Source organism: Elioraea thermophila (ex Habib et al. 2022) (assembly GCF_003336755.1).
Classification (GTDB): Bacteria; Pseudomonadota; Alphaproteobacteria; order Acetobacterales; family Acetobacteraceae; genus Elioraea; species Elioraea thermophila.
Window position 1 is genome coordinate 263,244 of the sequence record NZ_QMDI01000005.1, and the last position, 25,457, is coordinate 288,700.

The window sequence follows — 25,457 nt, forward strand, 5'->3', positions numbered from 1 at the left end:
GTGCTCAGACGCGGCGGCGGCGCAGCAAGAGGTGCACAGCCCCGACATTGCCGCCCTGCGGATGCGCAAGCGCCAGGATCAGCCCGCGAAGTTCCGGTGCGTTGAGCCAGTGTGGGAGTTCGCGCCGCAGCACCCCGCCCGCCTCGCCGGCCCCCTTGCCGGTGACGATGGCGATGCAGCGCAGGCCCGCCGCGTGGGCGGCGAGCACGAAGGCGCGCACCTCGGCATGCGCTTCCGCCGCCCTCTTGCCGTGCAGGTCGAGCGTACGCTCGGGCCGAAGCCGGCCGCGGCGCAAATCCTCCCACCTGCGGCGATCGAGCCCCGCCGGCATGACGGTCGGCGAGAGGTCGGGCAGCGGCGGGGGGAGGGGCGGGACCGCCCGTTGGGGTGGCGGCGATGCAGCCGGTGCCGGTTCACCTACCCGTTCCGTGGTCGGATCGGTCGCCGCGGCCTCCTCGGGGCGGATGGGCACGATCCCCGCCCGGGCGACGAAGGCGCGCCAGAGCGCCTCCTCTTCCGCCGTCACCGCGCGGCGGCGACGCGCAGGCGGAATGCGCCCGCGCGGCGGGCGACTCATCCCTCGTCCTCGAGCAGGATCACGTGCAGGCTGCGGGGCCCGTGCGCGCCGAGCTCCAAGGTCTGCTCGATGTCGGCGGAGCGGGAAGGCCCCGTCACCAGCATCACCGTGCGCGGCATCACGCGGCGCCCCGCGGGCAGCGCCTCGTCCACCCGTCCCCGCTCAGCCCGCAGCAGGTCCCAGGCCTCCTCGAAGGCACCGACGATGCGGCTCGCGCGCAGCAGCACGAGATGCGCCTCGGGCAGCAGGTTGAGCGTCGTCGGGTGGTCGGGACCCGACGTCAGCACGAGGGTTCCGGTTTCCGCCACGGCGGCGAAACAGGCGGTGAGCGAGGCGGCATCATCGGGCTCGGCGCGGCCGAACCGGACGGCGAGCGAGGGGCGGTCGGCCCAGGGCAGCGCCAGCAGATCCGGGTGCGGGGCGGCGGCAAGCCGGGCGGGCAGATTGCGGGCGGCAAGCCAGGCGGCGACGTGGCCAGGCACCGCCGCGGCGTCGGCGAGCCGCGCCACAGTGCCGAACTCCTGCTCGAGATTGGCGACGAAACGATCGATCAGCGCCGCACGTTCGCCCTTCGCGCGTTCCGGGATCAGCCCGCGCGGGGGATTGGCGAGTCGCGCCCGCACGGCTTCGGCGCGCGCGCCATCGTCGCGATCCCGCGGCAGCCCGGCGCGAATTCGGCCGAGGATGCGCGCCCGTGCCTCGGCAGCGGTGCTCATCGCCCTCAAACCTGCCCGCCGCGGCGTGCGTAGCGCGCCTGGAACGTTTCGCCCTCGGGGGCGGGAAAGTCCCGCCCCCCCGTCCAGCCGCCGGCGAGCGGAAGAGCGGCGAAACGTCCCTTCCGCCGGCCGAAGGCACCAAGCACGCCGACCGCAAGCCGGGTGGCGAGGCGATAGAGGGCGGGGCGGCGAGCAAAGAACGCCCAGGCGGCGAGCCCGGCCCGTTCCGCACGCGGAGGGAGGTGGCGTTCGAAGGCGCGTTCGCGCCAATGCCGCATCATCTTGGTCAGCGGGATCTTCATCGGACAGACGGTTTCGCAGCGCCCGCAGAAGGTGGAGGCGTTGGGCAGATGGCGGGCCTGATCGACCCCGATCAGCGACGGCGTCAGCACCGCGCCCATCGGTCCGGGATAGACCCACCCGTAGGCGTGGCCGCCGACCGAACCGTAGACCGGGCAGTGGTTCATGCAGGCCGCGCAACGGATGCAGCGGAGCATGTCCTGGAACTCGGTGCCGATCATGGCGGACCGCCCGTTGTCGAGCAGCACGACGTGATACTCGGCCGGTCCGTCGGCGTCCTCCGCCCGCCGCGGGCCGGTGGAGAACGTGGTGTACACCGACATGTCCTGACCGGTGGCGGAGCGGGCGAGCAGGCGGAGAATGGTGCAGGCGTCCTCCAGCGTGGGGACGAGCTTCTCGATCGAGGCAAGCACGACGTGCACGCGGGGCAAGGTTTGCGTCAGGTCGCCGTTGCCCTCGTTCGTCACGATGACGGAACTGCCGGTCTCGGCGATCAGCAGGTTCGCCCCCGTGATGCCGACATCGGCGGCGAGGAAGCGGCCGCGCAACACGGTGCGCGCCTCGGCGAGCAGGTCGCGCCGTTCGGCAAGCGGGCGATCCGCCGGCAGGCCGGCGTGCTTCTCGCGGAAGGCCGCGATCCAGTCCTCGCGATTGAGATGGAAGGCAGGCGCGATGATGTGCGAAGGGGGTTCCCGCCGCAGCTGGATGATGTATTCGCCGAGATCGGTCTCGACGGGGGTGATGCCATTCGCTTCGAGGTGATCGTTCAGCGCGATCTCCTCGGCGATCATCGACTTGCCCTTGGTCACCGTGCGCGCGCCGACGCGGCGGCAAATCTCGAGCACGATCCGCCGTGCGTCCTCCGCCGTCTCGGCCCAGTGCACCTGCCCTCCTTGCGCCTCGACCGCCTGGGCGTAGGCCTCGAGGTAAAGGTCGAGATGGGCCAAGGTATGGTTCTTGATGTCGCGGGCGGCGTCGCGCAGCGCCTCGAACTCGGGCAGGCCCGCATAGGCCTTGGCCCGCTTGCCCTGAAAGCGCGGGCGCGTGGCGGCAAGCGCCTTCTGCAGCCCGGCATCGGCCAGCGCGCGGGCGGCGTTTTCCGTGAAGGCGGGGCTGGTGGCGAGCATGCCGGCGAACCTCCCTCGACGCCCGCAATGTAGCCGTTCGCGCGGGAAATGCAGCCCCACCGCCGGGCGCGACCGTCCGTCGCGTGCCCGCCGAACGCGCTCAGCTCTCCAGCATGCGGCGCAGCAGCTCGACGTCCTCGGCGAGCGAGGGGTCCTTCTGCATCAGCTCGGCAATCCGCGCACAGGCATGCATCACCGTGGTGTGGTCGCGATTGCCGAACTTGCGCCCGATTTCGGGCAGGGAGCGCGCGGTGAGCTGCTTGGCGAGATACATCGCGATCTGCCGCGGCCGGGCGACCGCGCGCGCCCGACGGGCGGAGAACATGTCGGTGAGGCGGATGTTGTAGTGCTCCGCCACCCGCTTCTGGATCTCCTCGATGGTCACGCGCCTCTCATGCGCGCGCAGGAGGTCGCGCAGCACCTCCTGCGTGCTTTCGAGGGTGATGGGGCGGCCCACCAGTTGCGCGTGCGCAACGACGCGGTTCAGCGCGCCCTCGAGGTCGCGCACGTTGGTGGTGATCTTGTGCGCCATGAACTCCATCACCTTCTGCGGCACGGCAACCCCCTGCAGGGCGGCCTTCGCCTGCAGGATGCCGATGCGGAGTTCGTAGGTGGTGGCGTGGATGTCGGCGACCATGCCGCAGCCGAGACGGGTGCGCAGTCGCTCCTCGATCCCCGACAGGTCGGAGGGCGACTTGTCGGCCGAGACGACGATCTGCTTGCCGGCATCGACCAGCGCGTTGAAGGTGTGGAAGAACTCCTCCTGCGTGGAATCCTTGCCGATCAGGAACTGCAGATCGTCCACCATCAGCACGTCGACCGCGCGCAGGGTTTCCTTGAACTCGACCGAGGATTGGCTGCGGATGGCGGCGATGAAGCGGTACATGAACTTCTCGGCCGACATGTAGGCGACGGCGCGCTGCGGGGTGCGTTCGCGGATCGCCCAGGCGATGGCGTGCATCAGGTGAGTCTTGCCGAGGCCCACGCCGCCATAGAGGAAAAGCGGATTGAACCCTGGCGTGGGCCCGCTCTCCGCCACCCGGCGCGCGCAGGCATAGGCGAACTCGTTCGGCTTGCCGACGACGAAGGTGCCGAAGGTGAAGCGCGGGTCGAGCGGACCGGAAAGGTCGCTGCGCGCATCGCTGCGCAGGTCGTTGCGCACCGTCTCGGCCGTCGTATAGGGGGCTGAGGGCTCGGCCGAGGGAGGCGGGGCAAGCGCTTCGGCGAGCCCGGCCTGGGGTTGGCCGATGCGCAGTTCGACGCGGCGGATGCGGGCGTTCTCCGCGTTCCACAGCGCGCGAATGCGATCGCCGTAATGCGCCCGCACCCAATCGCGCAGGAAGCGTGTCGGCAGGACGATGGTGACCTCGTCGTCGCTGACGGCGGCGAGGGTCATCTGGCGAAGCCAGGTGCGGTACTGCACCTCGCCGACCTCTTCGCGCAGCCGGCCGCGCACGCGCGCCCACTGGCCGCCGATTTCAGGGTCGATCGGAGACACGCCGAGCCCGCCCTCTTCCACGGTCCCTTCCGTTGCGCGCAAGTGGATCGCACCCTGCGCCCGGCTGCTGCCGAGCGCACGGCGCAGACCCTCGTGTTTTAGGAAAGCCGCCGCACCGGAGGCAAATCAATATTTGCGCTGATGTTACGTTTCAAAGACTACGCCTAAGTACTTGTTGGTTGTGTTACGAGAAACGACGAAGACACATAGGCGCCAACCAGTTCATGGCAGGCGCGCTGACACTGACCAGACTGCGCGGTTACTGGTGCCGAGGCGGCCGCAATGTAGCGGCCGCTTCCGCAGGATCAAGCCGACGGTGCGACGTCCAGTGCCTTCACGCGGCGCGACAGGCGCGCGAGCTTGCGGGCGACAGCATTGCGATGGATCACGCCCTTCGACGCCGCACGCATCAGTTCCGGCGTCAGGGCGTGCAAGGCCGCCCGCGCCTCCTGTGCCGAACCGGCCGCGATGGCCTTCTCGACCTTCTTGGCGAAGGTTCGAAGCCGCGACCGCCGCGCGCGGTTGCGCACCGTGCGCTTCTCAATCTGTCGGATGCGCTTCTTCGCCGAAGCCGTATTCGCCATGACGCTGCTCGATCAGGATGCCGATGGGCAGCGGATCACCCCGCCGCCGAAGGCCGCGCTGCTTACACCCCGACTCCCATGCCGTCAAGGCGGCCCACTCAGCGATGGCGAAACGCGGGCGCACGCTTCTCGGCAAACGCCGCCATGCCTTCCTTCTGGTCCTCGAGCGCGAAGCAGGATTGGAAGAGACGACGCTCGAACCGCACGCCTTCCGACAGCGTCGTCTCGAAGGCGCGGTTCACCGCCTCCTTCGCCATCGCCACCGCCGGGCGCGACAGGGAGGCGATCTTCTCCGCCACCCGCACCGCCTCGTCGATCAGTTCCGCCGCCGGCACGACGCGCGCGACGAGCCCGGCACGCTCGGCCTCCTCGGCGCCCATCATCCGCCCCGTGAGGATCATCTCCATCGCCTTCGACTTGCCCACCGCCCGGGTCAGCCGCTGCGTGCCGCCCGCGCCGGGGATCACGCCGAGGTTGATCTCCGGCTGGCCGAACTTCGCCGTGTCGGCGGCGAGGATGAAGTCGCACATCATGGCGAGCTCGCAACCGCCACCCAAGGCGAAGCCCGCCACGGCGGCGATCACCGGCTTGCGGACGGAAAGGATCGTCTCCCAGCGGTTGCCGATGAAATCGTCGTTGACGACGTCGATGAAGGAGCGGTCCTTCATCTCCTTGATGTCGGCACCGGCGGCGAAGGCCTTCTCGTTCCCGGTCAGCACGATGGCGCCGATCGCGTCATCGGCATCGAACGCGCGCAAAGCCTGGCCGAGCTCGATCATCAGCTGGTCGCACAGCGCGTTCAGCGCCTTCGGCCGATTCAGCGTGATCAGGCCGACCGGCCCGCGCGTTTCGGTGAGGATCATCTCGTAGGCCACGGGTTCGTCCCCCTCGCTGGCTGCGACGGGCCCTCGCCTACTCAACGCTGCGTGCGGGGGCAATAGAACGTGGTGCGCCCCTGCTGCACCATGGTCGCGATGCCGCGGCAGGCGGGAGGCCCCGGGCAACGCTCGCAGGGCTCACCGGCCCGGCCATAGACCTTCCAGGCATGCTGGAAGTAGCCGAGTTCGCCGTTCGTCTGCCGCCAATCGCGCAAGGACGAACCGCCGGCGGCGATGGCCTCCTCGAGCGTGGCCTTGATCGCGGCGACGAGGCGGGCGGCGCGCTCGCCGCGCACCGTGCGCGCCTCGCGCTTCGGCGAGATGCCGGCGCGGAACAACGCTTCGCAGGCATAGATGTTGCCCAAGCCCGCCACCACGGCCTGATCCATCAGCGCCGCCTTGATCGCGCAGCGCCGTCCCGCCAAGGCGGCCTCGAGCACGGCCGGGGTGAAGGCCGCATCGAGCGGTTCGGGGCCGAGGCCCGCGAGGCGGGGGTGGTCCGCCTCGTGCGCGGTCGGCACGAGATCGAGGCTGCCGAAGCGGCGCGGATCGACGAACCCCACCCGCCAGCCATCCTCGGTCTCGATGACCACGTGTTCGTGCGGCACGGGGGACGCCGCCTCATCGGGGGCGGAGAGGCGAAGCCGGCCCGACATGCCCAAGTGCCACAGCACGGTAAGCCCGCCTTCGAGACGCATCAGGATGGTCTTGCCGCGGCGGCCGAAACCGAGGATGCGCCGGCCCTGCAGCGCCTCGGCAAAGCCCGGCGGGATCGGCCAGCGCAGATCGCCGCGGGCAAGACCGATGCGGGCGATCCGGCTTCCCGTGAGCCGTGCCGCCAGGCCGCGCCGTACCGTTTCCACCTCGGGCAGTTCCGGCATGCCCCCTCCCTCGCCTCCGCGCGGGTTCGAGGCTACGCTCGCGCGCCATGAGCGACAACGCACCCGTCACCCATTTCGGCTATCGCACCGTGCCCGTGCCCGAGAAGAAGGGGTTGGTGCGCGGCGTGTTCGACTCGGTCGCGCAACGCTACGACCTGATGAACGACCTGATGAGCCTCGGCATCCATCGGGTCTGGAAGCGCATCTTCGTCAACACACTCGCGCCCCACCCGCGGATGCGCTTGCTTGATCTCGCCGCCGGCACCGGCGACATCGCCTTTCTTGCCCTCGAACGCGGCGCGGGAGCCGTCGTGCTCGCCGATCTCACCGAGGCGATGCTGAGGGTGGCGGAGGAGCGCGCAGTGGCGAAGGGGCTGATCGGGCGCTGCGAGTTCCTGGTGGCGGATGCCGAGGCGCTGCCTTTGCCCGACGCCTCGTTCGATGCAGTAACGATCGCCTTCGGCCTGCGCAACTGCACCGACATCGATGCCGTGCTGCGCGAGAGCCACCGCGTGCTGCGCCCCGGCGGGCGCTTCCTCTGTCTCGAGTTTTCGCAGGTTTCGGTCGCCGCCCTGCGTCCCCTCTACGACGCCTATTCGTTCACGGTGCTGCCGATGCTCGGCCGCCTGGTTGCGCGCGGCGAGGGAGCCTATCGCTATCTCGCCGAAAGCATCCGCCGCTTCCCGGCGCAGGCCGAGCTTGCCGAGCGCATGCGGCAGGCCGGCTTCGAGCGCGTGACCTGGCGCGACCTCTCCGCCGGCATCGCTGCCATCCACTCCGGCTGGCGTCTCTGAGCCTCCGCCGTTCCTCTCCTCTCGTCCCGAAAGCGGGGTTTCGTCCGTGAAGGTGCTGTCGATCCAGTCCTGGGTCAGCCACGGCCATGCCGGCAATGCGGCGGCGATCTTTCCGCTGCAGCGCCTCGGCGTCGAGGTGGTCGCGGTCCATACCGTGCTGTTCTCCAACCATACCGGTTACGGATCGTGGCGCGGGCGCATCGTCGACGCCGAGCTCGTGCGCGAGATCGTGCATGGGGTGGCGGAGCGCGGGGCGCTCGCCGAGACGGATGCACTGCTCACCGGCTACATGGGCGAGGCAGGCATCGGCGAGGCGATCCTCGACGCGCATGCACGACTGAAGGCGGCAAATGCCCGCGCGCTCTGGTGCTGCGACCCGGTGATCGGCGACGACGGCCGCGGCGTCTTCGTCCGCCCCGGGATCCCCGAGTTCTTCCGCGACCGTTGCGTGCCGGCGGCCGACATCCTCACCCCGAACCAGTTCGAGCTCGCCTGGCTGACGGGTGCGGAGGCGCGCACGCGCGCGACTTTGCTTGCCGCGGCGCGGGCGCTGATCGCGCGCGGACCGCGGATCGTGTTCGTCACCTCGCTCGCGGTGGAGGACACGCCCGAGGACGCGATCGATGTGGTCGCGGTCGATGCGTCGCGCGCGGTGCGGGTGCGGGTGCCGAAACTGCCGATCATCGGGCGCGGCACGGGCGATGCCATCGCCGCCCTGTTCCTCGCTCACGTGCTGGCCGGGCGCGATCTCGCCGAGGCCGCCGCGCGCGCCGCCTCCTCCTTGCACGGCGTGCTGCGCGCCACGGTGGCGGCGGGGCGGCAGGAGATGGCGCTGATCCCGGCGCAGGAGCAGCTCGTCGCCCCGGATCCCCTGTTTCCCGCCGAACCGTTCGCCTGACGCCCTGCTGCGATGACGATCGCCCGCGCAGCGTGCTAGCACCGCCCGGTCAGCGTGCAGGGGCAACGAGCATGAGCCATCCGATCGCCCGCCGGCTCGCCGAGGCGGGAAGCGTCCTCATCGTCCGCGAAGCGACGCCGCAAGCCGCGCGCGCGCGCATCGCAGAGGGCCGGGCGGCAGGCCTCGTCGCGTTCGAGATCGCACTCTCGACGCCGTCGGCGATCGAGCTGATCCGCGACTTCGCCGCCGACCCCGCGCTCGTCATCGGCGCCGGCACGGTGCGCACGGCGGCCGAGGCCTATGCCTGCGGCGAGGCCGGGGCGCGCTTCCTGGTCTGCCCCTGGAACGAGCCGGAGATCGTTCCTGCCGGGAAACGCTTCGGCGCCTGCGTCATGCTCGGCGCCCTCACCCCCGACGAGGTGGTCGAGGCGCTCGAGGGTTTCGCCGACGCGGTCTCGGTCTTCCCCGCCCCCTCCCTCGGCGGCGCAGCGCACATTCGTGCCCTGCGCACGGTGTTTCCGGAGGTCGCGTTCTACCCCTCGGGCGGCATCGCCGCCGCCGAAGCCATGGCCTATCGCGACGGCGGGGCGGCCTTCGTCGGCATCGACCGCATCGAGGCCTGAGCGCGCTCAGCCAAAATACCACGACTCCGGATTGTCGATCGGCCGGTCCTCGTTCAGCCGCAGGAAACCCTTGATGGTGCGGCCGAGGGTGAGAATGAAGCCCCAGGCGAGGAAGGCCAGGCCCACCACCAGCCAAGCCGAGACGAAGCCGACCACGCCCCACAGGATGGACAGCCAGAAGGTGCGGATCTGGAACGTGAAATGGGTGGCGAGCCAGGGCGGGGCGCCGTCGCGGGCGTAATAGGCAAGCACGACGCCGACGAGGAAGGTGATGCCGACGAAGAAGCCCGCGCCGTAGAGGAGGTAAACCGCCAGCGCGTAATTGCGCGCCCGCCGCTCGCGCGGGTCTTCCGGCGGACGGCGGGGGACATATGGGACCGAGCCGTCGCTCACGGCCGCAGCGCAAGCCCGGGGCGGAGGTTGCGGAAAGGCAACGACGCCGGCTCGGCGACCACGGGCCCCGGGGCGGCGACGATCAGCACCTCCTTGGCGATCGGCTGGAAGTCGGCGCGGAAATGCACCGAGGACTTCAAGGCAAGCACGGGCGCGCGTTCCGGGGTGAGACCGAGATGGCGGAACATGGCGCGATCGTAGGCCTGCATCTTGCGCGAGGCCACCGCGATCCGCACCCCGCCGGTCTCGAGCAGCGCCATCGGCCCGAGATCCGCACGGTTGCCGCGCGTCATCGGCCCCTCGCAGGTGAAGCGGCCCGAAGCCAGCGCGAGCACCCGGAAGCGCGCCGTGAAGGGCATGCCGTCGCTCTTGCCGCCGAGTGCGAGGTCGATCGTCGCTCCCGTCCCCGCCTCGTGCGCCGCCTGCGCGGCCTCGGGGTCGTTCAGCACGCCGACCACCGCGCCCGTCACCCCGCCCTCGACGAGGGCGCGCAACAGCCCGGTGGTGTCGCCGTGCCCGCCGCCACCCGGGTTGTCCTGCGTGTCGGCGAGGATGATCGGCGGTCCCTCAGGGGAGGCGTGGGCAAGGCAGTGCGCCACCGCCTCTTCGGGCGAGAGGATCGGCTGGCGCATCTCGGACCGGCGCGCCACGAACGCTGAGGCGAGGCGCGCAGCCGCCTCCTCCGCCGCCTCCGCCGTCTCCGCATAGGCCGTCACCGCCGGCCCGCAGCCGGGAAAATCGCAGTAGGGGAAGCCGAGGGAGAGCGAGAGGTCGATCGCCCCCGTTTCGCGCTCGATCCGCTCGCGCAGCCCGTAGAGCTCGCGCATCGGCGAAACGAGCGTGCACTGGGCGGTGATGGGGACGAGGAAGTCGATCGGCCGATGCGCGCGCGCCCAAGGGCGGCCGTGCGCGATGCGCCGCAGCAGGAGGGCTGCGGCGCGGGCGCCGGTTTCCTTCATGTCGACGTGCGGGTAAGTGCGGTACGCGGTGAGAACGTCGGCGAGCTCCGCCATCGCCGGCGTGACGTTGGCGTGCAGGTCGAGGCTCACCGCGATCGGAAGCTCGCCCAGGCGGTCGCGCAGGCGGCGCAGCAGTTCGCCTTCGCCGTCCGGCACGTGCTCGGCCATCATCGCCCCGTGCAGGTCGAGATAGACGCCGTCGAGCGGGCCGGCCCGCGCGGCATCCTCGACGATCCAACCGGCGATCGTTTCGTAGGCGTCGCGCGTGAGGGGGGCGGACGGCATCGCCATGGCGTAGACGAGCGGCACCACCTCCGCACCCGCCTCGCGCAGGTGCTCCGCCGCACCGGCGATCGGGATCCGTGTCCCGACGATTGCGGCGAGGACCACCTCGCCGCGGGAGAGCGGGGGGAAGCCGCCAGGGGCGCGGAAGGCGTCGAGATCGGCCGGGAAGGGCGCGAAGGAGTGGCTCTCGTGCTGGAAGCCGGCGATGGCGATGCGCATCAGGCCCGGCCCGCCGCGGCCAGCACGGCATCCGCCAGCACCCGAAGCCCCGCCTCCGCCCACTCCGGCGTGATGCTTTCCGCCTCGTTGTGGCTCAAGCCGCCGTGGCAGGGGACGAAGATCATCGCCGTCGGCACCGCGCGCGCGACATAGACGGCGTCATGCCCGATCGGGGTCGGCATCTCGCGCCAGGGGTAGCCGCGCGCTTCGGCCGCCGTGCGCACGAGGCCCACGAGCCGGGCATCGAACGGCGTCTCGGGGGCGGTCCAGAACGGGTCGATGCGCACCGCCACCCGCCGCGCCGCGGCGATCGCGCTCAGGCGTTCCTGCAACAGCGCCACCTGGCGGGCGAGCCCCTCGGCGGAGGCGTTGCGCAGATCGACGGTGAACCACACGCGCCCAGGCACGACGTTGCGCGAGGCGGGCGAAACCTCGAGCCGCCCGACCGTGCCCACCCCGCCCGTCTCGAGCGCGATGCCCTCGATCGCCTCCACCATGCGCGCCGCGGCGACGAGCGCATCACGGCGCATGCCCATCGGGTTGCCGCCATGCGCCTCCGCGCCGTCCACCGTCACCTCGAACCAGGCTTGGCCCGATGCGCCGGTGACGACGCCGATCACCTTCCCTTCCGCCTCCAGAACGGGGCCCTGTTCGATGTGCAGCTCGAAATACCCGCCCAAGCGTTTCGCCCAGGATGGGTCGGCGTCGCCCTTCCAGCCGATGCGCGCGAGCTCCTCGCCGAACACACGGCCCTCCGGGTCGCGCTTGGCGAGGATCTCCTCCTCGCTGAACACGCCGACCGCGACCCCCGAACCCATCATCGGCGGCGAGAAGCGCGCCCCTTCCTCGTTCGTCCAGTTCACCAGCACCACGGGCGCCTTCGTGCGCACGCCCGCCTCGTGCATGGCGCGCAGCACCTCGAGCCCCGCCAGCACGCCGAGCACGCCGTCGAACTTGCCGCCCGTCGGTTGCGTATCCAGGTGGCTGCCCATCGCGATCGGGGGCAGGGAGGGGTCTTCGCCCTCGCGCCGCAGCACCATGTTGCCGACGCGATCGACGGCAAGCGTCAGGCCGAGCTCCGCGCCCCAGCGCGCCAGTAGCCGGCGGCCTTCCCCGTCGGCGTCGGTGAGGGTCTGGCGGTTGCACCCGCCTTTCGCGGTCGCACCGATGCGCGCCATCTCCATCAGACTCGCCCAGAGGCGCGCCCCGCTTACGGGAAGGTTGTCCATGCCTCGCTCTTCTCCAGGTCGATCCCACATCGTGTTGGCGCCCGCACCATCGGAAGCCAGCATCAAGCGTGCGCGCGAAAGACGTACTCGTCGCAGCCCGAGCCGAACAGGCCGAGCCCCGGCGGGCGACAGAAGCGGCGAACAGGCTCGAGGCCGCAGGCCTCGGCGAGCCGGAGGGTCTCCGCCTCGCTGATCGATTCGTAAGGGTAGCCGCCGAGCCAGTCCTTCACGTCGGTGCGGAACGACATGCCCCGGTTGCGCTCCGGATATCGCGCCACGTATTCGGCGAAGGATCGCCCCCGAATGGCGAGGGCGAGACGGAAGGCGGCGACGTAGAGGGCTTCGAACCCGCGCCGGATCGGCTGCGGGGCCGCCGTGTAGAGGCGCTTCTCAAGTCGCCAGAACCCGCAGAGCGGGGTGCGCCGATAGAGCGCGACGGCGAGGGAGCCGCCGGGCTCAACCTTGGCGGCGGCTGCCCGAAAGGCGCGGTCGAGATCGCCGGTGTGATGCAGCACCCCCCAGGAGTAGACGATGTCGAAGCGAGGAAGCCGGTCGAGGTCGAACACGCTTCGGCGTTCGACTTGGCAAGCTTTGCCGGCGGCATGGAGGCCCAGAACCCGGCGCGTGGTCTCCACACTGTCCGCATCGAGGTCGATCGCGTGCACCGAAGCGGCGCCGAGGCGAAGGAAGGCCAAGGCGGAGAGGCCCGAACCGCACCCGACGTCCAGCACCGAACGGCCCTCGACCTCCTCGCGCGGCAGCAAACGTTCGAGCCCGCGCACCGCCTCGGCGATCGCCTCCTCGTTCAGGCGTGCGGCGAATTCGGCCCAGTTCCGGCCGAACTCGTAGTGCGGCAACCGGTCGGGGGATGACTGGTCAGGCATGCGTCTTCGACCTTCCATCAGTCCGGCACCGGGCCGATCCATACCGTTTCGCCATCCACCCGCGACGGCACCGGCGTCAGGCTCGCCCCGGCGCAGGGGCCCTTCAGGCAGAACCCGTCCTCGATGCGGAACTCCGCCCCGTGCGTCTGGCAGCGGATGCGCTGGCCGCCCGGGGCGAGGAAGCGGTCGGGCACGATGTCGAGCGAGACGCCGAGATGCGGGCAGGCGTTGAGATAGACGAACACGCGCTCGCCCCGTCGGACGGCGAAGATGCCGGTGAAGCGGCCGGGGTCGGGCGGGAACCCTTTCGCCCCGCCGGGCGGGATCGCGGCGAGCGGGCACAGCGCGCGCCAGCCCGGCTCCGCCCCGGCCACACCCACCGTCTCGCTCACGTCTTGAAGCCCCCCATGGCGCAGATCGTCCGCCAGTGCTCGGGCGAGACGGGCATGACGGAGAGGCGGGACTGGCGCAGCAAAGCGAGGCCCTCGAGCCGAGGCGAGACCTTCATCTCGGCGAGCGTGACGGGGCGGGGGAAGGGGCCCACGGTCTTCACGTCCACCGCCACCCAGGGCGAACCGGGCTCGGCCGTGGGGTCGGGGTAGGCCTCGCGCACCACCTCGACCACGCCGACCACCGCCTTGCCGACGTTGGAGTGGTAGAAGAGGGCGAGATCACCGACCCGCATCGCCATCAGGTGCCGCTTGGCGAGGTGGTTGCGCACCCCCGTCCACGGCTCCACCCCCGCCGCCACCTGCTGGTCCCAGGAGAAGGCGTCGGGTTCTGATTTGACCAGCCAGTAGGCCATGCCCCTCGGTCCCCGCCCGCGCGTCGCTCAGCCGGCGACCTGCGCCCCGTCCTTGAACACCACCCGCACGGGGTCGATCTCCACCCGCGCGAACAGCCCCGCCTTGGCATAGGGGTCCTCGGCCGCGAGCCGCTCGGCCTCCGCCCGGTCCGCCACCTCGACGACGTAGAACGACCCTTTCGGCCTTCCCTCCTCGTCCAGCACCGGCCCGACGAGCACGAGTTTCTCGACGTTCCGCTGCAGATAGGCGAGATGGTCCGGGCGGGTGGCGAGGCGGAGATCGAGGCTTCCGGGCTTGTCGGTGCAGCGGATGGTGAAGTGCATCGCGTCTCCTCTCGGCCTGCCCACGCCGGCTTGTGCTTCAAACCCGGGCAAAGCGCCCATATCATCGGCGGCAATGGTTGGAAACGTCGCCCCGCCCGGCCGGTCGCTGCACCGCTTCGCCAATCCCGGGCGCTTCATGCGCCTCTCGGGCGCCCTGCTGCCGTGGCTGGCGGCGGCCGCCGTGCTTGTCTGCGCCGTCGGCGTCGTGTGGGGCCTCGTCTTCGCGCCGCGCGACTGGCAGCAGGGCGACACGGTGCGCATCATGTACGTGCACGTGCCGGCGGCGTGGTGGGCGATGGGCGGCTACTTGGGCCTCGCCGTCGCTTCCTTCGTCTCGCTCGTCTGGCGCCATCCGCTCGCCGACGTGGCGGCGGTGGCGATCGCCCCCGTGGGGGCGGTGTTCACCGCGATCTGTCTCGCCACGGGCAGTCTCTGGGGCAAGCCGATGTGGGGCGCGTGGTGGGTGTGGGACGCCCGCCTCACCTCCGTCCTCGTCCTCTTCTTCCTCTATCTCGGCCACATCGCGCTGACCAACGCCTTCGACGAGCCCGAGCGGGCGGCACGTCCGGCCGCCATCCTCGCGCTGATCGGCGCGATCAACCTGCCGATCATCAAGTTTTCGGTCGACTGGTGGAACACGCTGCACCAGCCGGCTTCCGTCACCCGCTTCGACGCGCCGGCGGTGCATGTCGACATCCTCTGGCCGCTCCTGATCTCGGGCCTCGGCTTCGGTCTCGCTTTCGCCGCCATCGTGCTGCTGCGCATGCGCACGGTGCTGATCGAACGCCGCGTGCGCGCCATCCTCGCCGCGCGGGGGATGGAAGGGGCGGGCGTGTCGCGCCCGGTGCCGGCGGCATGAGCGAGTTCCTGGCCATGGGCGGCTATGCCGCCTTCGTTTGGCCGTCCTACGTGATCGGCATCGGCGGCCTCGCCGTGCTCGCCCTCGTTTCGCTCCGCCAGTGGCGGGCGGCGAAGGCGGAGCTCGGCCGGCTCGAGGCGGCGGGGTTGAGCCGTCGCGGCCGCCGGGAGGACAGGTGATGACACGCAAGAAGCGCCGCCTCGCGATCGTCCTGCTCGCGGGCCTCGGTCTCGGCACGGCCACCGCGCTGACGCTGACCGCCTTCCAGGACAACCTCGTCTTCTTCTTCTCGCCCTCCGATCTCGCGGCGAAGCCGATGCCGCCGGATCGGCCGTTCCGCATCGGCGGGCTCGTCGAGGTCGGGTCGGTCGAGCGCAGCACGAACGCGGCCGGCAAGCTGGAGACCGCCTTTCGGGTGACGGACGGCGCGCGCGCTATCCGCGTCACCTACACCGGGATTCTGCCCGACCTGTTCCGCGAGGGGCAGGGCGTGGTGGCGGAAGGGCGGCTCGCGCCCGACGGCACCTTCGTCGCCACCTCCGTACTCGCCCGCCACGACGAGACCTACATGCCGCCCGAGGTGGCGGACGCGCTCAAACGCGCGGGGCACTGGCAGCCGGGCGAACCGCCGCCGCCGGCGCGGCTGTGGAACACGAAGGAGGTCGATCGTTCCGCCGCCGCACCCGGGCCGTTGACGAACTGACGCGGGGCGCACGGTTGAACGGACGGGTCCGGCGGACGGTGTGACGTTTTTCAGGCAAAACGGATCGAGGCACCACGCATGATCCCGGAACTCGGCCACTACGCCCTCGTGCTCGCGCTGATGCTCGCCGGCGTGCAGGCGATCGTCACCTTCCTCGGCGCACGGCTCGGCGAGGTGCGGGGCGCGATGCTGATGGCGGCCGGCCCCTCCACCGCCATCGCCCAGGCCGGCTTCGTCGCCCTCGCCTTCCTCTGCCTGATGTGGTCCTACGCGGTGAGCGACTTCTCGGTCGCCAACGTGGTGCAGAACAGCCATAGCCTGAAGCCGATGCTCTACAAGCTCACCGGCACCTGGGGGAACCACGAAGGCTCGATGGTGCTGTGGGTGTTCATCCTCGCCCTCTGCGGCGCCCTGGTCGCCGTGTTCGGCAGCAACCTCCCCGCCACCTTGCGCGCGCGCGTGCTCGGCGTGCTCGCCCTCGTCTCCGTCGGTTTCCTTCTGTTCATCCTCTTCACCTCGAACCCGTTCGAGCGCGTCTGGCCGATCCCCGAGGACGGGCAGGACCTCAACCCGCTGCTGCAGGACCCCGGCCTCGCCTTCCACCCGCCGTTCCTCTATCTCGGCTATGTCGGCACGGCGGTGGCGTTCGCCTTCGCCTGCGCCGCCCTTCTGGAAGGTCGGGTCGATGCCGCCTGGGGGCGTTGGGTGCGGCCGTGGACCCTGTTCGCCTGGTGCGCCCTCACCGTCGGCATCGGGCTCGGTTCGTGGTGGGCCTATTACGAGCTCGGCTGGGGCGGGTTCTGGTTCTGGGATCCGGTGGAGAACGCCTCGCTGATGCCGTGGTTCCTCGCCACCGCCCTCCTGCATTCGGCCATCGTGGTGGAGAAGCGCGAGGCGCTGAAGGTGTGGACCATCCTGCTCGCCATCCTCACCTTCTCCCTTTCCCTGCTGGGTACGTTCCTGGTGCGGTCGGGCATCCTCAACTCCGTGCACGCCTTCGCCAACGACCCAGACCGCGGCGTGTTCATCCTCGCCCTGCTGTTCGTCACGGTCGGCGCCTCGCTCGCCCTTTACGCCTGGCGCGCGCCCGCCCTCGTGCCCCAGGGCGTGTTCGCGCCGATCTCCCGCGAAGGAAGCCTGATCCTCAACAACCTCCTGCTCGCCACCCTCTGTGCGGTGGTGTTCGTCGGTACGCTCTACCCGCTGTTCGCCGACCTCATGTGGGGGGCGAAGATCACGGTCGGGCCGCCGTTCTTCAACGCCGCCACCTTCCCCCTCTTCTTCGCCCTCCTCTTCGCCATGGGGGTGGGCCCGCTTCTGCCCTGGAAGCGCGGCGACCTGTGGGCCGCGCTCGCGCGGCTGAAGCTCGCTTTCGGCGTGGTCGCCGTCTTCGTCGTCGTCTACCTGGCGGCGATCGACCGCACGCTCCTGCCGCTTCTCGGTTTCGCGCTCGCGCTCTGGCTGGTGCTCGCCGCCGCGACCGACTTCGCCGATCGCATCCGGCTCGGCTCCGTATCGTTCGCCGAGTCCTGGCGCCGCGCGCGCGGCCTGCCGCGCGGCATCGTCGGCGGTATCATCGCTCATGCGGCGGTCGGCATCACCGTCGCAGGCATCGCGGGCAAGGGCATCGCGCCCGAACGCATCACCCTGCTGCAGCCGGGCGAGACGACGTCGATCGCCGGCTACGTCATCCGCTTCGAGGGCACGCGCCCCGTTTCGGGCCCGAACTGGACCGGCGTCGAGGGCCGCCTCGTCGCCCTCTCGGGCGATCGCGAAGTCGCCGTGCTGACCCCGCAGCGGCGTCACTACCCCGTCGCGCGCATGGGCACGACCGAGGCCGCCATCCGCACCACCGGCTTCGCCGACCTCTACGCCGTGATCGGCGAGACGGCGGAGAACGGCGCGACGGTGGTGCGCCTTCACTTCAACCCGCTGGCACCCTGGATCTGGGCCGGAACGATCCTGATGAGCCTGGGCGGGGTGGTGAGCCTCACCGATCGGCGGCTTCGCGTCGGCGTGCCGGCGCGCAGGCGCGCCCCTGCCGCGGCGGCGGTGGCGGCGGAATGAGACGCCGATGACCTCGCGCCGGCTCCTCTACCTTCTCCCGCTCGTGCTGCTGGCCGCCGCCGGAGCGGGCTTCTGGGCCATGCTGACCGGGATGCAGCGCGGCAGTTTCGACCCGCGCGGCGTGCCCTCCGCCCTCATCGGCCGCTCCGCCCCGACCTTCACCCTTCCCGCCCTCGAGGGCTCCGGCAAGCCCGGCTTCTCGTCTGAGGATCTCCGCGCCGCGGCGCGCGAAGGCCCGGTGCTGGTGAACTTCTTCGCCTCCTGGTGCATCCCGTGCCTCGTGGAGCACCCGCACCTGATGCGGCTCGCCGCCGAGGGCGTACCGGTGTTCGGCATCAACTACCGCGCGGGCGGGCGCGACGACCCGGGAGCGGTCGATTGGCTTCGCCGCCACGGCGACCCCTATCGCCGCATCGGGGTCGATCACGGCGGGCGCGTCGCCATCGACTTCGGCACCTACGGCGTGCCGGAGACCTATCTGATCGACCGCGAGGGCATCATCCGTTGGCGCATGGCCGGCCCGATCACCGACCAGGTGCTGGCGGACGAACTCCGCCCTCTGTTGAGGCGGTATCGATGAGGCTAGGAAGGCTCAGGCGAGGGGCCGATCGGCCCCTCGCGCACCCCATGAGCCCGGCCCTCCCGATGGTCGGGCCTGACCGCGCCGCGACCATCGGGAGCGGCGCACTCTGCTGGGGGCGCGGGGGACGCGCGCGTCCCCCGGTCCGCTTTATCGCAGCGATTCTTGCCCTTGTGATTTCGTCATCCGCCCACGCTGTGCTGGATCCGCGCGAAATGCTGCCCGACCCCGCGCAGGAGGCGCGCGCGCGCGAGATCGGGCGGGGGCTGCGCTGCCTCGTCTGCCAGAACCAGTCGATCGACGATTCGAACGCGGAACTGGCGCGCGACCTCAGGCGGATCGTGCGCGAACGGGTCGCGGCGGGCGACACGGACGAGGAGGTCGTGCGCTTCGTCGTCGACCGCTACGGCGAGTTCGTCCTGCTCAAGCCGCCCGTGAACGCGATGACGATCGCGCTCTGGGCCTCGCCCGCCGTCCTGTTCGGGCTCGGCGCCCTGTCCGCCTGGCTCTACCTGCGCCGCCGCCGTCCCGCACCCGGCGCGCCCGCCGAGCTCAGCGCCGAGGAGAGGGCGCGGCTGAAAGGTCTGCTCACGGAATGATCTGGGTCTGGATCGTCCTCGGCGTCGCCACGCTCCTCGCCGTGCTTGCGGTGCTCTGGCCCGCCATCCGCGGTGTGCGGCCGCCTGCCCCGCGCGCCGAGCACGACGCCGCCCTCTACCGCGCGCAGCTCGCCGAACTCGAGCGCGACCGGGCGGAAGGGCGCCTTTCCGAAGCCGAATACCGCGACGCCGTCCTCGAGGTGCAGCGGCGCCTGCTCGCGGCCGTCCCGTCCGCGCCCACCTCTGCGCCGGCCCCCGCCACGCCGGGCTACGCGCGCTGGCTGCTCGCCGGGTCGGCCTTGGCCCTGCCGGCCGCGGCGCTCGCTCTCTATCTCCCTCGCGGCACCCCCGGCATGCCCGCCTTCCCCTTCGCCGAGGTACAGGCCGTGCGCCAGGCCGAACGCGCCGAAGCCGACCGCCTGCTCGGCCAAGTGCTGGCGCGCATCGCGGAACTGCCGCCGCAGAGCGAGGAGGCGCGCCGCGGCTGGGTGCTGGTGGCGCAGGTGGAACGCCGCCGCGGCAACTACGCCGCCGCGGCCGAGGCCGCGCGCCGCGCACTCGCCATCCGGTTCGACCCCGTCCTCGCCACCGACCTCGTCGAGACCCTCGCTCTCGCCGCCGACGGGCGCATCACACCCGAAGGCCGACGCTGGCTCGAGCGCGCCCGGCTCGCCGCCCCCGACGATCTCCGCGCCCGTTACTACCTTGCGCTCGCCGACCTGCAGGCGGGGGACGCCGCCGCCGCGCTCGAGGGCTTCCGGGCCGTGGAGCGCGCGGCCCCGGCGGACGCCGAATGGCTGCCGATGCTGCGCGAGCGCATCGCCGAGGCGGAGACGCGGCTTCGCGTCGCCGCCGCCCCCGGGCCGACGGCGGACCAGATGGCCGCCGCCCAGGCGCTACCGCCGGCGGAACGCGCGGCGATGATCGAAGGCATGGTGCAGCGGCTCGCCGAACGGATGCGCGAAACCCCGGACGACGCGGAAGGGTGGCTCAGCCTCGCGCGCGCCTACCGGGTGCTCGGCCGGGCGGCGGAGGCGCGCGAGGCACTCCGACGCGCCGCCGAACTCCGCCCCGACGACCCACAAGTGGTGGCCGAGAAGATCGCGCAAGGCCTCGGCGGCTGAAGCGTCCTGCATCCCATTGCCTTCCCTCGGGCTTCTCCCGCCTCTCTTCCTCCCCTCGTCCTCGACCCGAGGTCTGTCGCCGACAGGGTGACATGCACCGCCCCGTCCGGCTGCGGCCGTCTCCCTCGCATACGCGCGTCTGTTGCGGAGGGAGAGGATGGCCGAGACGGAGGGCGCCACGGGTGAGGGGCTCTCCGAAGCCGAGCCGGAACGGGCCCTGGCCGCGCGCCGTACCCTTCTCGCCCGGTTCGCCACCCTGGCGTCCCGCCTGGTGGGCGGCGATGAGCAAGCCACCTCGGCCGCCGGCGACGAAACCGAAGCCGAGACCGACGAGGCGTTCGGCGAAACCTCTCCGCTCGAGGATCGCCTGATTGCGGCGAGCCTCGCGGCCGAGAGTGCCGAGGAGGCGGCCGCACTGATCGGGGGCGGGATCGTCGTCGCCCTCGCCCCGCTGCCGCCGCCTGTGCGCGCGGTCGTCTCGCGCGCTTCGCGCACCACCCTCGCCACTCCCCGTGCGCTCGCCTGCGCGCTCGCCCGCCAAGCCGTGCGTCGCCGCTGCCCCGCCGCAGTCGGCACTCCCGCCCCCTGAACCGGAAAGGACGAGGACCGATGAGCACGGACATCCTGAGCGAACTCGAGAGCGAATTCGAGTTCGAGGGCGAACTGCAGCCGGAAGGCGCCGATCCCTTCCTTGGCGGTATCCGGGGCGCGATCGGCAACGCGCTCGGCGGCCTCTTCGGCGAGGGCGAAACCGGCCGCGACCTCGAGTTCGAGCTGATGCCGGAGCTGGAGACGCCGGTCTCGGCCCAACTCGAGGCCCCGCCTGCCCCAGCCGGAGGCCGAGGCGCCGCCAACCCCGCGCGAGGTCGCGGCCTGGCTTCGCTCGCAGGCCACGAACGGCGCGCGCCGGGCGATGCTGGTCCGCCCCCTCACCGCAGCCGATGCGGGAGGTGGGGCGGCGCCCCCCGGCGCGGCGCAACGTCTCGCCGTCGAAGCCCTGCTCGCGCGCCTGCCCTCGTCACCCACTCGGCGGAGCGCCTCGCCGCCGCCGGGTCCGGCCCGGCCACCTCGCCCCGGCTTGCCGTGGTGCAAAGGCTGAAGGCGGAGAACACCGCCAGCATCGCCGAAGCCGAGCGTGTGCGGCAGTTCTTCCGGGGCGATCCTGAGCCGACGCCTGACCTTCGTCGCACCGATGCCGCTTTCCGCCGTCCGCATCGCGCTCGACTGCTACCGGTGGGTCTGGCAGGGTCTGGGGCGCGCCCGCTCGGTCCCGACCCCGCCCCCTTTTCCGTCCTGGAAAGCGGCATCGGCCCGGCCACCTACCGCCGCGGCGTGACCATGGCCCGCATCGGCCGGCTGCCGAACCCGTCTCCCCTGGCGAAGCTGCCGTATCGCCGTAGCACCGTATGGTCACACCCTGGACCGTGGGTGCGGTGCCGCACGAGGTCGGCCACACCCTGCAGGTCGATCTCCGCTTGTCGTTGGCGCTGCCGCGCGCGCTCCGGCGCCGCTTCGCGCGCGAAGGCCTGCCGCCGGCGGCAACGCGTATCCGGGTGCGCTGGACGAAGGAAATCTGAGCCGATCTCGTCTCCATCCCGCTGATCGGTCCCGCCCACATCGGCTCTTCGAAGGACGTGGTCGGGCGATCGCCGGAGGAGGCCACGTTCTTCGCCCCCACCGCGGTTCACCCGGTGCCGTGGCTGAGGGTGCTGATCAATCTGCACCTGCTCGGCCGGATCGGTTTCGCGGCCGAGGCCGCCGCCCATCGCCTCGCCCCGCTCGCCTTTCTCGGCGATGAGGTCGCGGACGATCTCGAGGATCTCCGCGCGCGCATCGGCCCCTCAGTTCCGGACCAGGGGCAGACGGATGTCGACGATCTCGGCGAGGCCGCGGACCGTGCCGCGATCACGGCCGCGACGGCGACGCTGCGGGCGCTGCCTGGGGCCGCGGACGGGTGGACCAAGGAGTTCGGCGGAGCGCTCCGGCTCGACGCCGTCTTCCACGAGGTGGAACGCGCCGCGCCGATGGTGGGCGAGGCGGCGGAGGAGGTGCGTCGGTTCTTCGCCGCCATCGGGGTGGCGGAAGCGGAGTTGACCAGCTGCGCGATCGACGCGGGCTCGCTGGGGACCCTGTCCGGACCTCCTCCGGGCCACAGCCGAGGAGCCTCGGCTCTGGCCCGCCCTTGCCCGCACGGGCTCGGGCCAGCATCGCGACCGCATCGCGCACGGCGCCTGCGCCATCCTGTAGGGCCTGACCGTCCTCTCCGGCCGGCTCGACAGCGAGGCCGAAGAGACGGTTTTCCTCGACCGCTTCGGCCTGGCCGGCGAGGAGTGCTGCAACGACGGCCGGGTGTTGCCCGGTGCCGATGGAACGGCTCTGCCGGCTCGGTATCGCGCTTCCTCGTCCGCTCTGCGCCCAAGCCGGTCAGCGGCCGTCCCCGCCGCGCCTGACGCGGCTGATCCTGCGGCCGACCATCTCGCACCGCACGACGGTCGCGGCGTCATGCGCCCCTGCGGCGGACGCCCCGTCCCCGAGCTCGGCTCGGTGCCGACGCCTCGCGCCGGATGGGCGAAGTGCCCGCCCCGGTCAGGGTCGCCGCCTCAGACGAGCAGGTCGCCTCCGAACGCCTGCCGTCGGTGGGCGATCTCTCCTGCTGCTGCCACGACCGGCTCGGCGTCTGGCGCGCCAGCCATGCCCTGCAGGAGCAGTTCGGCACCGACGACGCCTGGGACACGCTGGAAGAGGTGCTGTTGCGGGTGCGCGGCGAGCAGGTGAGTGCCAGCCTGCGCAGCCGGATGGCGGTGGCGGGGCGAGAGGTGCTGCACCGGCTCGCCCATCCGCACATCCTGATCGCCGACCGGCCGGACTTCGAGACGCGCCTGCAGCGGATCGCCGAGTACGCCGAGGAGTGGCTCACCTCGGCGCGCTCGCTCGGCCTCGCCCAGGGCAGGCCGGCATCGGAGCGGGGGGCGCGCCCTCGCCGGCAACGCGGTGCCGTTCCGGCGTGCCGGCGCTTCGCCGTGAGGCGGCACCGCGCCCGGCCCGGGGCATGGCGGGGCCGATGCCCCGAGTCACTGCAGGGCCGCCACCGATCCTGATTGTCGCATGGTACCATCTGCCCCGTCGGGCCGCGAGCGCGCCATCTGCGAACTCGTGCCGACGCGGCTTTCCTGCAAGGAAATCGGCCGCGCGCTCGGCATCACCGAGAGCACGGTGAAGACCAACATGCGGCGCATTCTGCCGAAGACCGGAATGCGCAACCGCTACGCCCCGATCGCGGCGCTGTATGCCGCGGGCTATGCGCCCCCCGCGGACAAACCGGGATCCTCTCCGCGCTGAGGGCAACCGCCGCGAGAGGGGCCGGTCCCCCGGTATCGACCGGCCCCGACGTCGACCCCCTCAGGCACCGAGGGCGGGCGGCATCCGCTCCTCGCGCGGCGGCAGGAAGCGATCCGTGTAGATCGTCTCCGGCGCCGGCGTCGAACCGAGGTTGTAGACCTCGACCACGACGTCGATCGACGCCTTCATTCGCGCCATGTCGACGGAAGAAAGCCCGTTCGCCTTCACGTGGTCGGTCAGCGTCAGTTCGCGGTGCGCGAGCATCAGCCGCTCGAGCTCGATCTCGGCGTTGATCAGGTTGTCGCGCGCGCGGAGCGCGGCGATGGAGGCGCGCGGGTCGGCGATCGCGTCGCGGATGCCGCGCGTCATCGCCCGGGCGAAGGCGCGCACGGTGTTCGGGTTACGCTGCGCATACTCGGCGCGGCAGTAGATCGCGCTGCCGTAGTTCGGCACGCCCGCCTCGCGATAGCGCATGATGACGATGTCCTGTTCGGCGACACCGATGCCCTTCAGGCTCAGCACGCCGGAGGTGATGAAGCCGGTGATCGCGTCCACCTCACCGCGCGCCAGCATCGGCTCGCGCAGCTGCGGCGTCATCGTCACCCAGGTGATCTTGCCGAGATCGATGCCGGCGAACTTGGCGAAGGCCGGGAACATCTGCCGTCCGCCATCCGTCACCGGCGCGCCGAGCCGGCGCCCCTCGAGATCCTTCGGCTTCGCGATGCCGGTGCGGCGCAGCGTCATCACCGCGAGCGGGGAGGCGTCGAACAGGACGAAGAAGGCGATCAACTCCTTGCCGCGGTTCGCGGGGTCGGCATTGAACTGGATCATCGCGTTGATGTCGCCGAAGCCGATGTCGTAGGCCCCGGAGGCGACGCGGCTCACCGTGTCGGCCGAGCCCGCGCCGCGGTCGATGGTCACGTTCAGCCCGGCCTCGCGGAAGTGGCCGCGCTGTTCGGCGAGCAGGAACACCGATTGCGGGCCCTGGAAGGCCCAATCGAGCGAGAAGCGAACGTTCGCCACCTCCGGTGCGCTCGCCCGCGCGATGAACGGCGCGGCGAGGGGCGAGAGGGCGAGGCCGGCGGAGCCGGCGAGAGCCAAGCGTCGCGTGATCATCCGTGAGGTCTCCCTGTTCTCGGGGCTGCGGCGGCGGCCGACGGCCGGACGACGGCCCAGAGAGAAGCAAACACCATGCTAAAGACGCCGGGGATCAACCGCGCGTGTGGCGCGGGCGCGATCAGTAGGCCCAGCCGGAGGCCGGCAGGTCGGCCGCCCCACCTTCCGCCCCCGCCACCTCATCGACGCCCGCGATCTTGCCGGGGTTGAGCAAGGAGAACGGGTCGGTCTCGCGGCGGAAAGCGATCTGCGCCTCGTCGATGCGCTTCATCCCGCCGTTCTGCAGGAAGTAGGTGTGGCCGTTGGCGACCTTGCAGCCGAGCCGCTCCAGTGCGGCGGTGAGGCGGGCGAGCTGCTCCCGCCCCTCGTAGAGCAGGACGGGAACGCCCTGCGCCGTGGGGCGGCCGGCGAAGCGCACGCACTCGAGATGCATCCAGAGCTCCTCACCGAGTTCGGCCTCGACGCGCGTGATGGTTTCCAGCGTCTCATGCGAGGGAAAGATGCAGATCAGGTAGGTGTGGCGGCGATCGGCCTTGATCGCCTGGAAGTGGGTGTGACCCCAGGCGTACTCGTAGAGGGGAACCTGGTCGGGCCCCTCGCCCTCTGCCGCTTCCAGCGTCACCGTGCCGCCCATTTCGGCGGCAAGGTCGCGCAGGGCGGCGAGCGAGGGTTCGGCGACCATGGCGAGCACGATGGCCGTTCCCTCCGGGCAGGCGGGGCGGAGGGGCCCGAAGAAGCGGGTGAGGGGGGCGGCGATCGGCGAGACGAGCTTCTTGACGATGCCATCGGCGGAGGCGAAGGCGAGGCCGAAGCGGGGGGCGTCGGCGAAGGTGGCGAAGGCGACCACGCACTCCACCCATGCTTCGGCGCGCGCGAGCGGCATCTCCACCTCGATGATGATCCCGTTGCCGCCGTAGGCATGGTGCACGGTCTCGATGGCGGGGCCGGTGATCTCGCGCACGCGCGGCTCCTCCTCGGCGGTGAGGATGCGGATGGCGAGGATGTTGCCGGGATCGCGCAGGATGCCCCAGGTGACCGAGCCCACCTCCGCGTGGCCGCCGGCGATGAAGCCGCCCAAGGTGGCGGTACGCCGGGT

31 protein-coding genes are annotated in these 25,457 nt (G+C 71.4%); 15 read left to right on the forward strand and 16 right to left on the reverse strand.

Annotation, left to right across the window (positions count from 1 at the left end):
- Window positions 1-4: 4 nt before the first annotated feature.
- The 7 genes from DWB05_RS09380 to mutM form a co-directional block, all read right to left on the reverse strand.
- Entirely contained in the window at window positions 5-577 is a 573-nt protein-coding gene (locus tag DWB05_RS09380; RefSeq protein ID WP_114376931.1) for a Smr/MutS family protein, read from the reverse strand.
- Window positions 574-1,293: a LutC/YkgG family protein gene (locus DWB05_RS09385; protein ID WP_114376932.1), complete on the reverse strand. Its 720-nt coding sequence runs from the start codon at window positions 1,291-1,293 to the stop codon at window positions 574-576. Before DWB05_RS09385 ends, DWB05_RS09380 begins: the two co-directional genes overlap by 4 nt.
- Window positions 1,294-1,298: 5 nt before the next feature.
- Window positions 1,299-2,720 (reverse strand): LutB/LldF family L-lactate oxidation iron-sulfur protein, encoded by a 1,422-nt coding sequence (locus DWB05_RS09390; RefSeq protein ID WP_114376933.1) that lies wholly within the window; start codon window positions 2,718-2,720, stop codon window positions 1,299-1,301.
- Between the two features lie 100 nt (window positions 2,721-2,820).
- A complete protein-coding gene (dnaA, locus tag DWB05_RS09395) occupies window positions 2,821-4,239 on the reverse strand; it encodes a chromosomal replication initiator protein DnaA (protein ID WP_114376934.1) in 1,419 nt (472 codons plus the stop codon).
- 284 nt (window positions 4,240-4,523) lie between these two features.
- Complete coding sequence (gene rpsT / locus DWB05_RS09400) at window positions 4,524-4,802, reverse strand: 30S ribosomal protein S20 (protein ID WP_114376935.1); 279 nt, start codon at window positions 4,800-4,802, stop codon at window positions 4,524-4,526.
- Window positions 4,803-4,900: 98 nt separating this feature from the next.
- A complete protein-coding gene (locus tag DWB05_RS09405; RefSeq protein WP_114376936.1) occupies window positions 4,901-5,677 on the reverse strand; it encodes an enoyl-CoA hydratase in 777 nt (258 codons plus the stop codon).
- Window positions 5,678-5,718: 41 nt separating this feature from the next.
- On the reverse strand, window positions 5,719-6,561 hold the full coding sequence (mutM, locus tag DWB05_RS09410; RefSeq protein WP_114376937.1) for a bifunctional DNA-formamidopyrimidine glycosylase/DNA-(apurinic or apyrimidinic site) lyase: 843 nt from the start codon (window positions 6,559-6,561) through the stop codon (window positions 5,719-5,721).
- Between the two features lie 47 nt (window positions 6,562-6,608).
- Between mutM and ubiE the strand changes: the two genes are divergently transcribed.
- From ubiE to DWB05_RS09425, 3 genes are all read left to right on the forward strand, one after another.
- On the forward strand, window positions 6,609-7,355 hold the full coding sequence (gene ubiE / locus DWB05_RS09415; protein WP_114376938.1) for a bifunctional demethylmenaquinone methyltransferase/2-methoxy-6-polyprenyl-1,4-benzoquinol methylase UbiE: 747 nt from the start codon (window positions 6,609-6,611) through the stop codon (window positions 7,353-7,355).
- Window positions 7,356-7,401: 46 nt separating this feature from the next.
- Window positions 7,402-8,253, forward strand: a complete 852-nt coding sequence (pdxY, locus tag DWB05_RS09420; protein ID WP_114376939.1) for a pyridoxal kinase PdxY — start codon at window positions 7,402-7,404, stop codon at window positions 8,251-8,253.
- A gap of 71 nt (window positions 8,254-8,324) precedes the next feature.
- Window positions 8,325-8,876, forward strand: a complete 552-nt coding sequence (locus DWB05_RS09425) for a bifunctional 4-hydroxy-2-oxoglutarate aldolase/2-dehydro-3-deoxy-phosphogluconate aldolase (RefSeq protein WP_114376940.1) — start codon at window positions 8,325-8,327, stop codon at window positions 8,874-8,876.
- Window positions 8,877-8,882: 6 nt separating this feature from the next.
- On the opposite strand, the gene DWB05_RS09430 is transcribed toward DWB05_RS09425, so the two are convergent.
- From DWB05_RS09430 to DWB05_RS09460, 7 genes are all read right to left on the reverse strand, one after another.
- Window positions 8,883-9,269, reverse strand: coding sequence for a DUF4870 family protein (locus DWB05_RS09430; RefSeq protein ID WP_114376941.1), 387 nt, complete (start codon window positions 9,267-9,269; stop codon window positions 8,883-8,885).
- Window positions 9,266-10,732, reverse strand: a complete 1,467-nt coding sequence (locus DWB05_RS09435; protein ID WP_114376942.1) for a M81 family metallopeptidase — start codon at window positions 10,730-10,732, stop codon at window positions 9,266-9,268. The genes DWB05_RS09430 and DWB05_RS09435 overlap by 4 nt, the downstream gene beginning before the upstream one ends.
- A complete protein-coding gene (locus DWB05_RS09440; protein ID WP_114376943.1) occupies window positions 10,732-11,961 on the reverse strand; it encodes a Zn-dependent hydrolase in 1,230 nt (409 codons plus the stop codon). Before DWB05_RS09440 ends, DWB05_RS09435 begins: the two co-directional genes overlap by 1 nt.
- A 62-nt stretch (window positions 11,962-12,023) precedes the next feature.
- Window positions 12,024-12,845 carry a class I SAM-dependent methyltransferase gene (locus tag DWB05_RS09445; RefSeq protein WP_157967147.1) on the reverse strand — a complete coding sequence of 274 codons (822 nt, stop codon included), beginning with the start codon at window positions 12,843-12,845 and terminating at the stop codon, window positions 12,024-12,026.
- Between the two features lie 17 nt (window positions 12,846-12,862).
- On the reverse strand, window positions 12,863-13,237 hold the full coding sequence (locus tag DWB05_RS09450; protein WP_232818483.1) for a Rieske (2Fe-2S) protein: 375 nt from the start codon (window positions 13,235-13,237) through the stop codon (window positions 12,863-12,865).
- Window positions 13,234-13,650 carry an EVE domain-containing protein gene (locus tag DWB05_RS09455; RefSeq protein ID WP_114376946.1) on the reverse strand — a complete coding sequence of 139 codons (417 nt, stop codon included), beginning with the start codon at window positions 13,648-13,650 and terminating at the stop codon, window positions 13,234-13,236. Before DWB05_RS09455 ends, DWB05_RS09450 begins: the two co-directional genes overlap by 4 nt.
- Before the next feature lie 27 nt (window positions 13,651-13,677).
- Window positions 13,678-13,974 carry a YciI family protein gene (locus DWB05_RS09460; RefSeq protein WP_114376947.1) on the reverse strand — a complete coding sequence of 99 codons (297 nt, stop codon included), beginning with the start codon at window positions 13,972-13,974 and terminating at the stop codon, window positions 13,678-13,680.
- A 73-nt stretch (window positions 13,975-14,047) separates the two neighbouring features.
- Between DWB05_RS09460 and DWB05_RS09465 the strand changes: the two genes are divergently transcribed.
- The 12 genes from DWB05_RS09465 to DWB05_RS09515 all read left to right on the forward strand — a co-directional run bounded on the left by DWB05_RS09465 (window position 14,048) and on the right by DWB05_RS09515 (window position 23,245).
- Entirely contained in the window at window positions 14,048-14,833 is a 786-nt protein-coding gene (locus DWB05_RS09465) for a heme ABC transporter permease (RefSeq protein WP_114376948.1), read from the forward strand.
- A complete protein-coding gene (gene ccmD / locus DWB05_RS09470; RefSeq protein ID WP_114376949.1) occupies window positions 14,830-15,012 on the forward strand; it encodes a heme exporter protein CcmD in 183 nt (60 codons plus the stop codon). Before DWB05_RS09465 ends, ccmD begins: the two co-directional genes overlap by 4 nt.
- Complete coding sequence (gene ccmE / locus DWB05_RS09475; RefSeq protein ID WP_114376950.1) at window positions 15,012-15,536, forward strand: cytochrome c maturation protein CcmE; 525 nt, start codon at window positions 15,012-15,014, stop codon at window positions 15,534-15,536. Before ccmD ends, ccmE begins: the two co-directional genes overlap by 1 nt.
- Window positions 15,537-15,614: 78 nt before the next feature.
- Complete coding sequence (locus tag DWB05_RS09480) at window positions 15,615-17,603, forward strand: heme lyase CcmF/NrfE family subunit (RefSeq protein ID WP_114376951.1); 1,989 nt, start codon at window positions 15,615-15,617, stop codon at window positions 17,601-17,603.
- A 7-nt stretch (window positions 17,604-17,610) separates the two neighbouring features.
- Window positions 17,611-18,183 (forward strand): DsbE family thiol:disulfide interchange protein, encoded by a 573-nt coding sequence (locus DWB05_RS09485; RefSeq protein ID WP_114376952.1) that lies wholly within the window; start codon window positions 17,611-17,613, stop codon window positions 18,181-18,183.
- Between the two features lie 173 nt (window positions 18,184-18,356).
- A complete protein-coding gene (locus tag DWB05_RS09490; protein ID WP_332871719.1) occupies window positions 18,357-18,782 on the forward strand; it encodes a cytochrome c-type biogenesis protein in 426 nt (141 codons plus the stop codon).
- Window positions 18,779-19,906, forward strand: a complete 1,128-nt coding sequence (gene ccmI / locus DWB05_RS09495; RefSeq protein WP_114376953.1) for a c-type cytochrome biogenesis protein CcmI — start codon at window positions 18,779-18,781, stop codon at window positions 19,904-19,906. Before DWB05_RS09490 ends, ccmI begins: the two co-directional genes overlap by 4 nt.
- Window positions 19,907-20,063: 157 nt before the next feature.
- A complete protein-coding gene (locus tag DWB05_RS09500) occupies window positions 20,064-20,495 on the forward strand; it encodes a hypothetical protein (protein WP_114376954.1) in 432 nt (143 codons plus the stop codon).
- Between the two features lie 817 nt (window positions 20,496-21,312).
- Entirely contained in the window at window positions 21,313-21,483 is a 171-nt protein-coding gene (locus DWB05_RS14675) for a hypothetical protein (protein ID WP_157967148.1), read from the forward strand.
- Window positions 21,484-21,597: 114 nt separating this feature from the next.
- Window positions 21,598-22,356, forward strand: a complete 759-nt coding sequence (locus DWB05_RS09505) for a hypothetical protein (RefSeq protein WP_157967149.1) — start codon at window positions 21,598-21,600, stop codon at window positions 22,354-22,356.
- 114 nt (window positions 22,357-22,470) lie between these two features.
- Window positions 22,471-23,004, forward strand: coding sequence for a hypothetical protein (locus DWB05_RS09510; RefSeq protein ID WP_114376956.1), 534 nt, complete (start codon window positions 22,471-22,473; stop codon window positions 23,002-23,004).
- A 7-nt stretch (window positions 23,005-23,011) separates the two neighbouring features.
- Window positions 23,012-23,245 (forward strand): helix-turn-helix domain-containing protein, encoded by a 234-nt coding sequence (locus DWB05_RS09515; RefSeq protein WP_114376957.1) that lies wholly within the window; start codon window positions 23,012-23,014, stop codon window positions 23,243-23,245.
- Window positions 23,246-23,305: 60 nt separating this feature from the next.
- Here DWB05_RS09515 and DWB05_RS09520 read toward each other — a convergent pair whose 3' ends face one another.
- Window positions 23,306-24,361, reverse strand: coding sequence for an ABC transporter substrate-binding protein (locus DWB05_RS09520; RefSeq protein WP_114376958.1), 1,056 nt, complete (start codon window positions 24,359-24,361; stop codon window positions 23,306-23,308).
- 121 nt (window positions 24,362-24,482) lie between these two features.
- Entirely contained in the window at window positions 24,483-25,439 is a 957-nt protein-coding gene (locus DWB05_RS15095) for an FAD-binding oxidoreductase (RefSeq protein WP_232818484.1), read from the reverse strand.
- Window positions 25,440-25,457 lie beyond the last annotated feature (18 nt).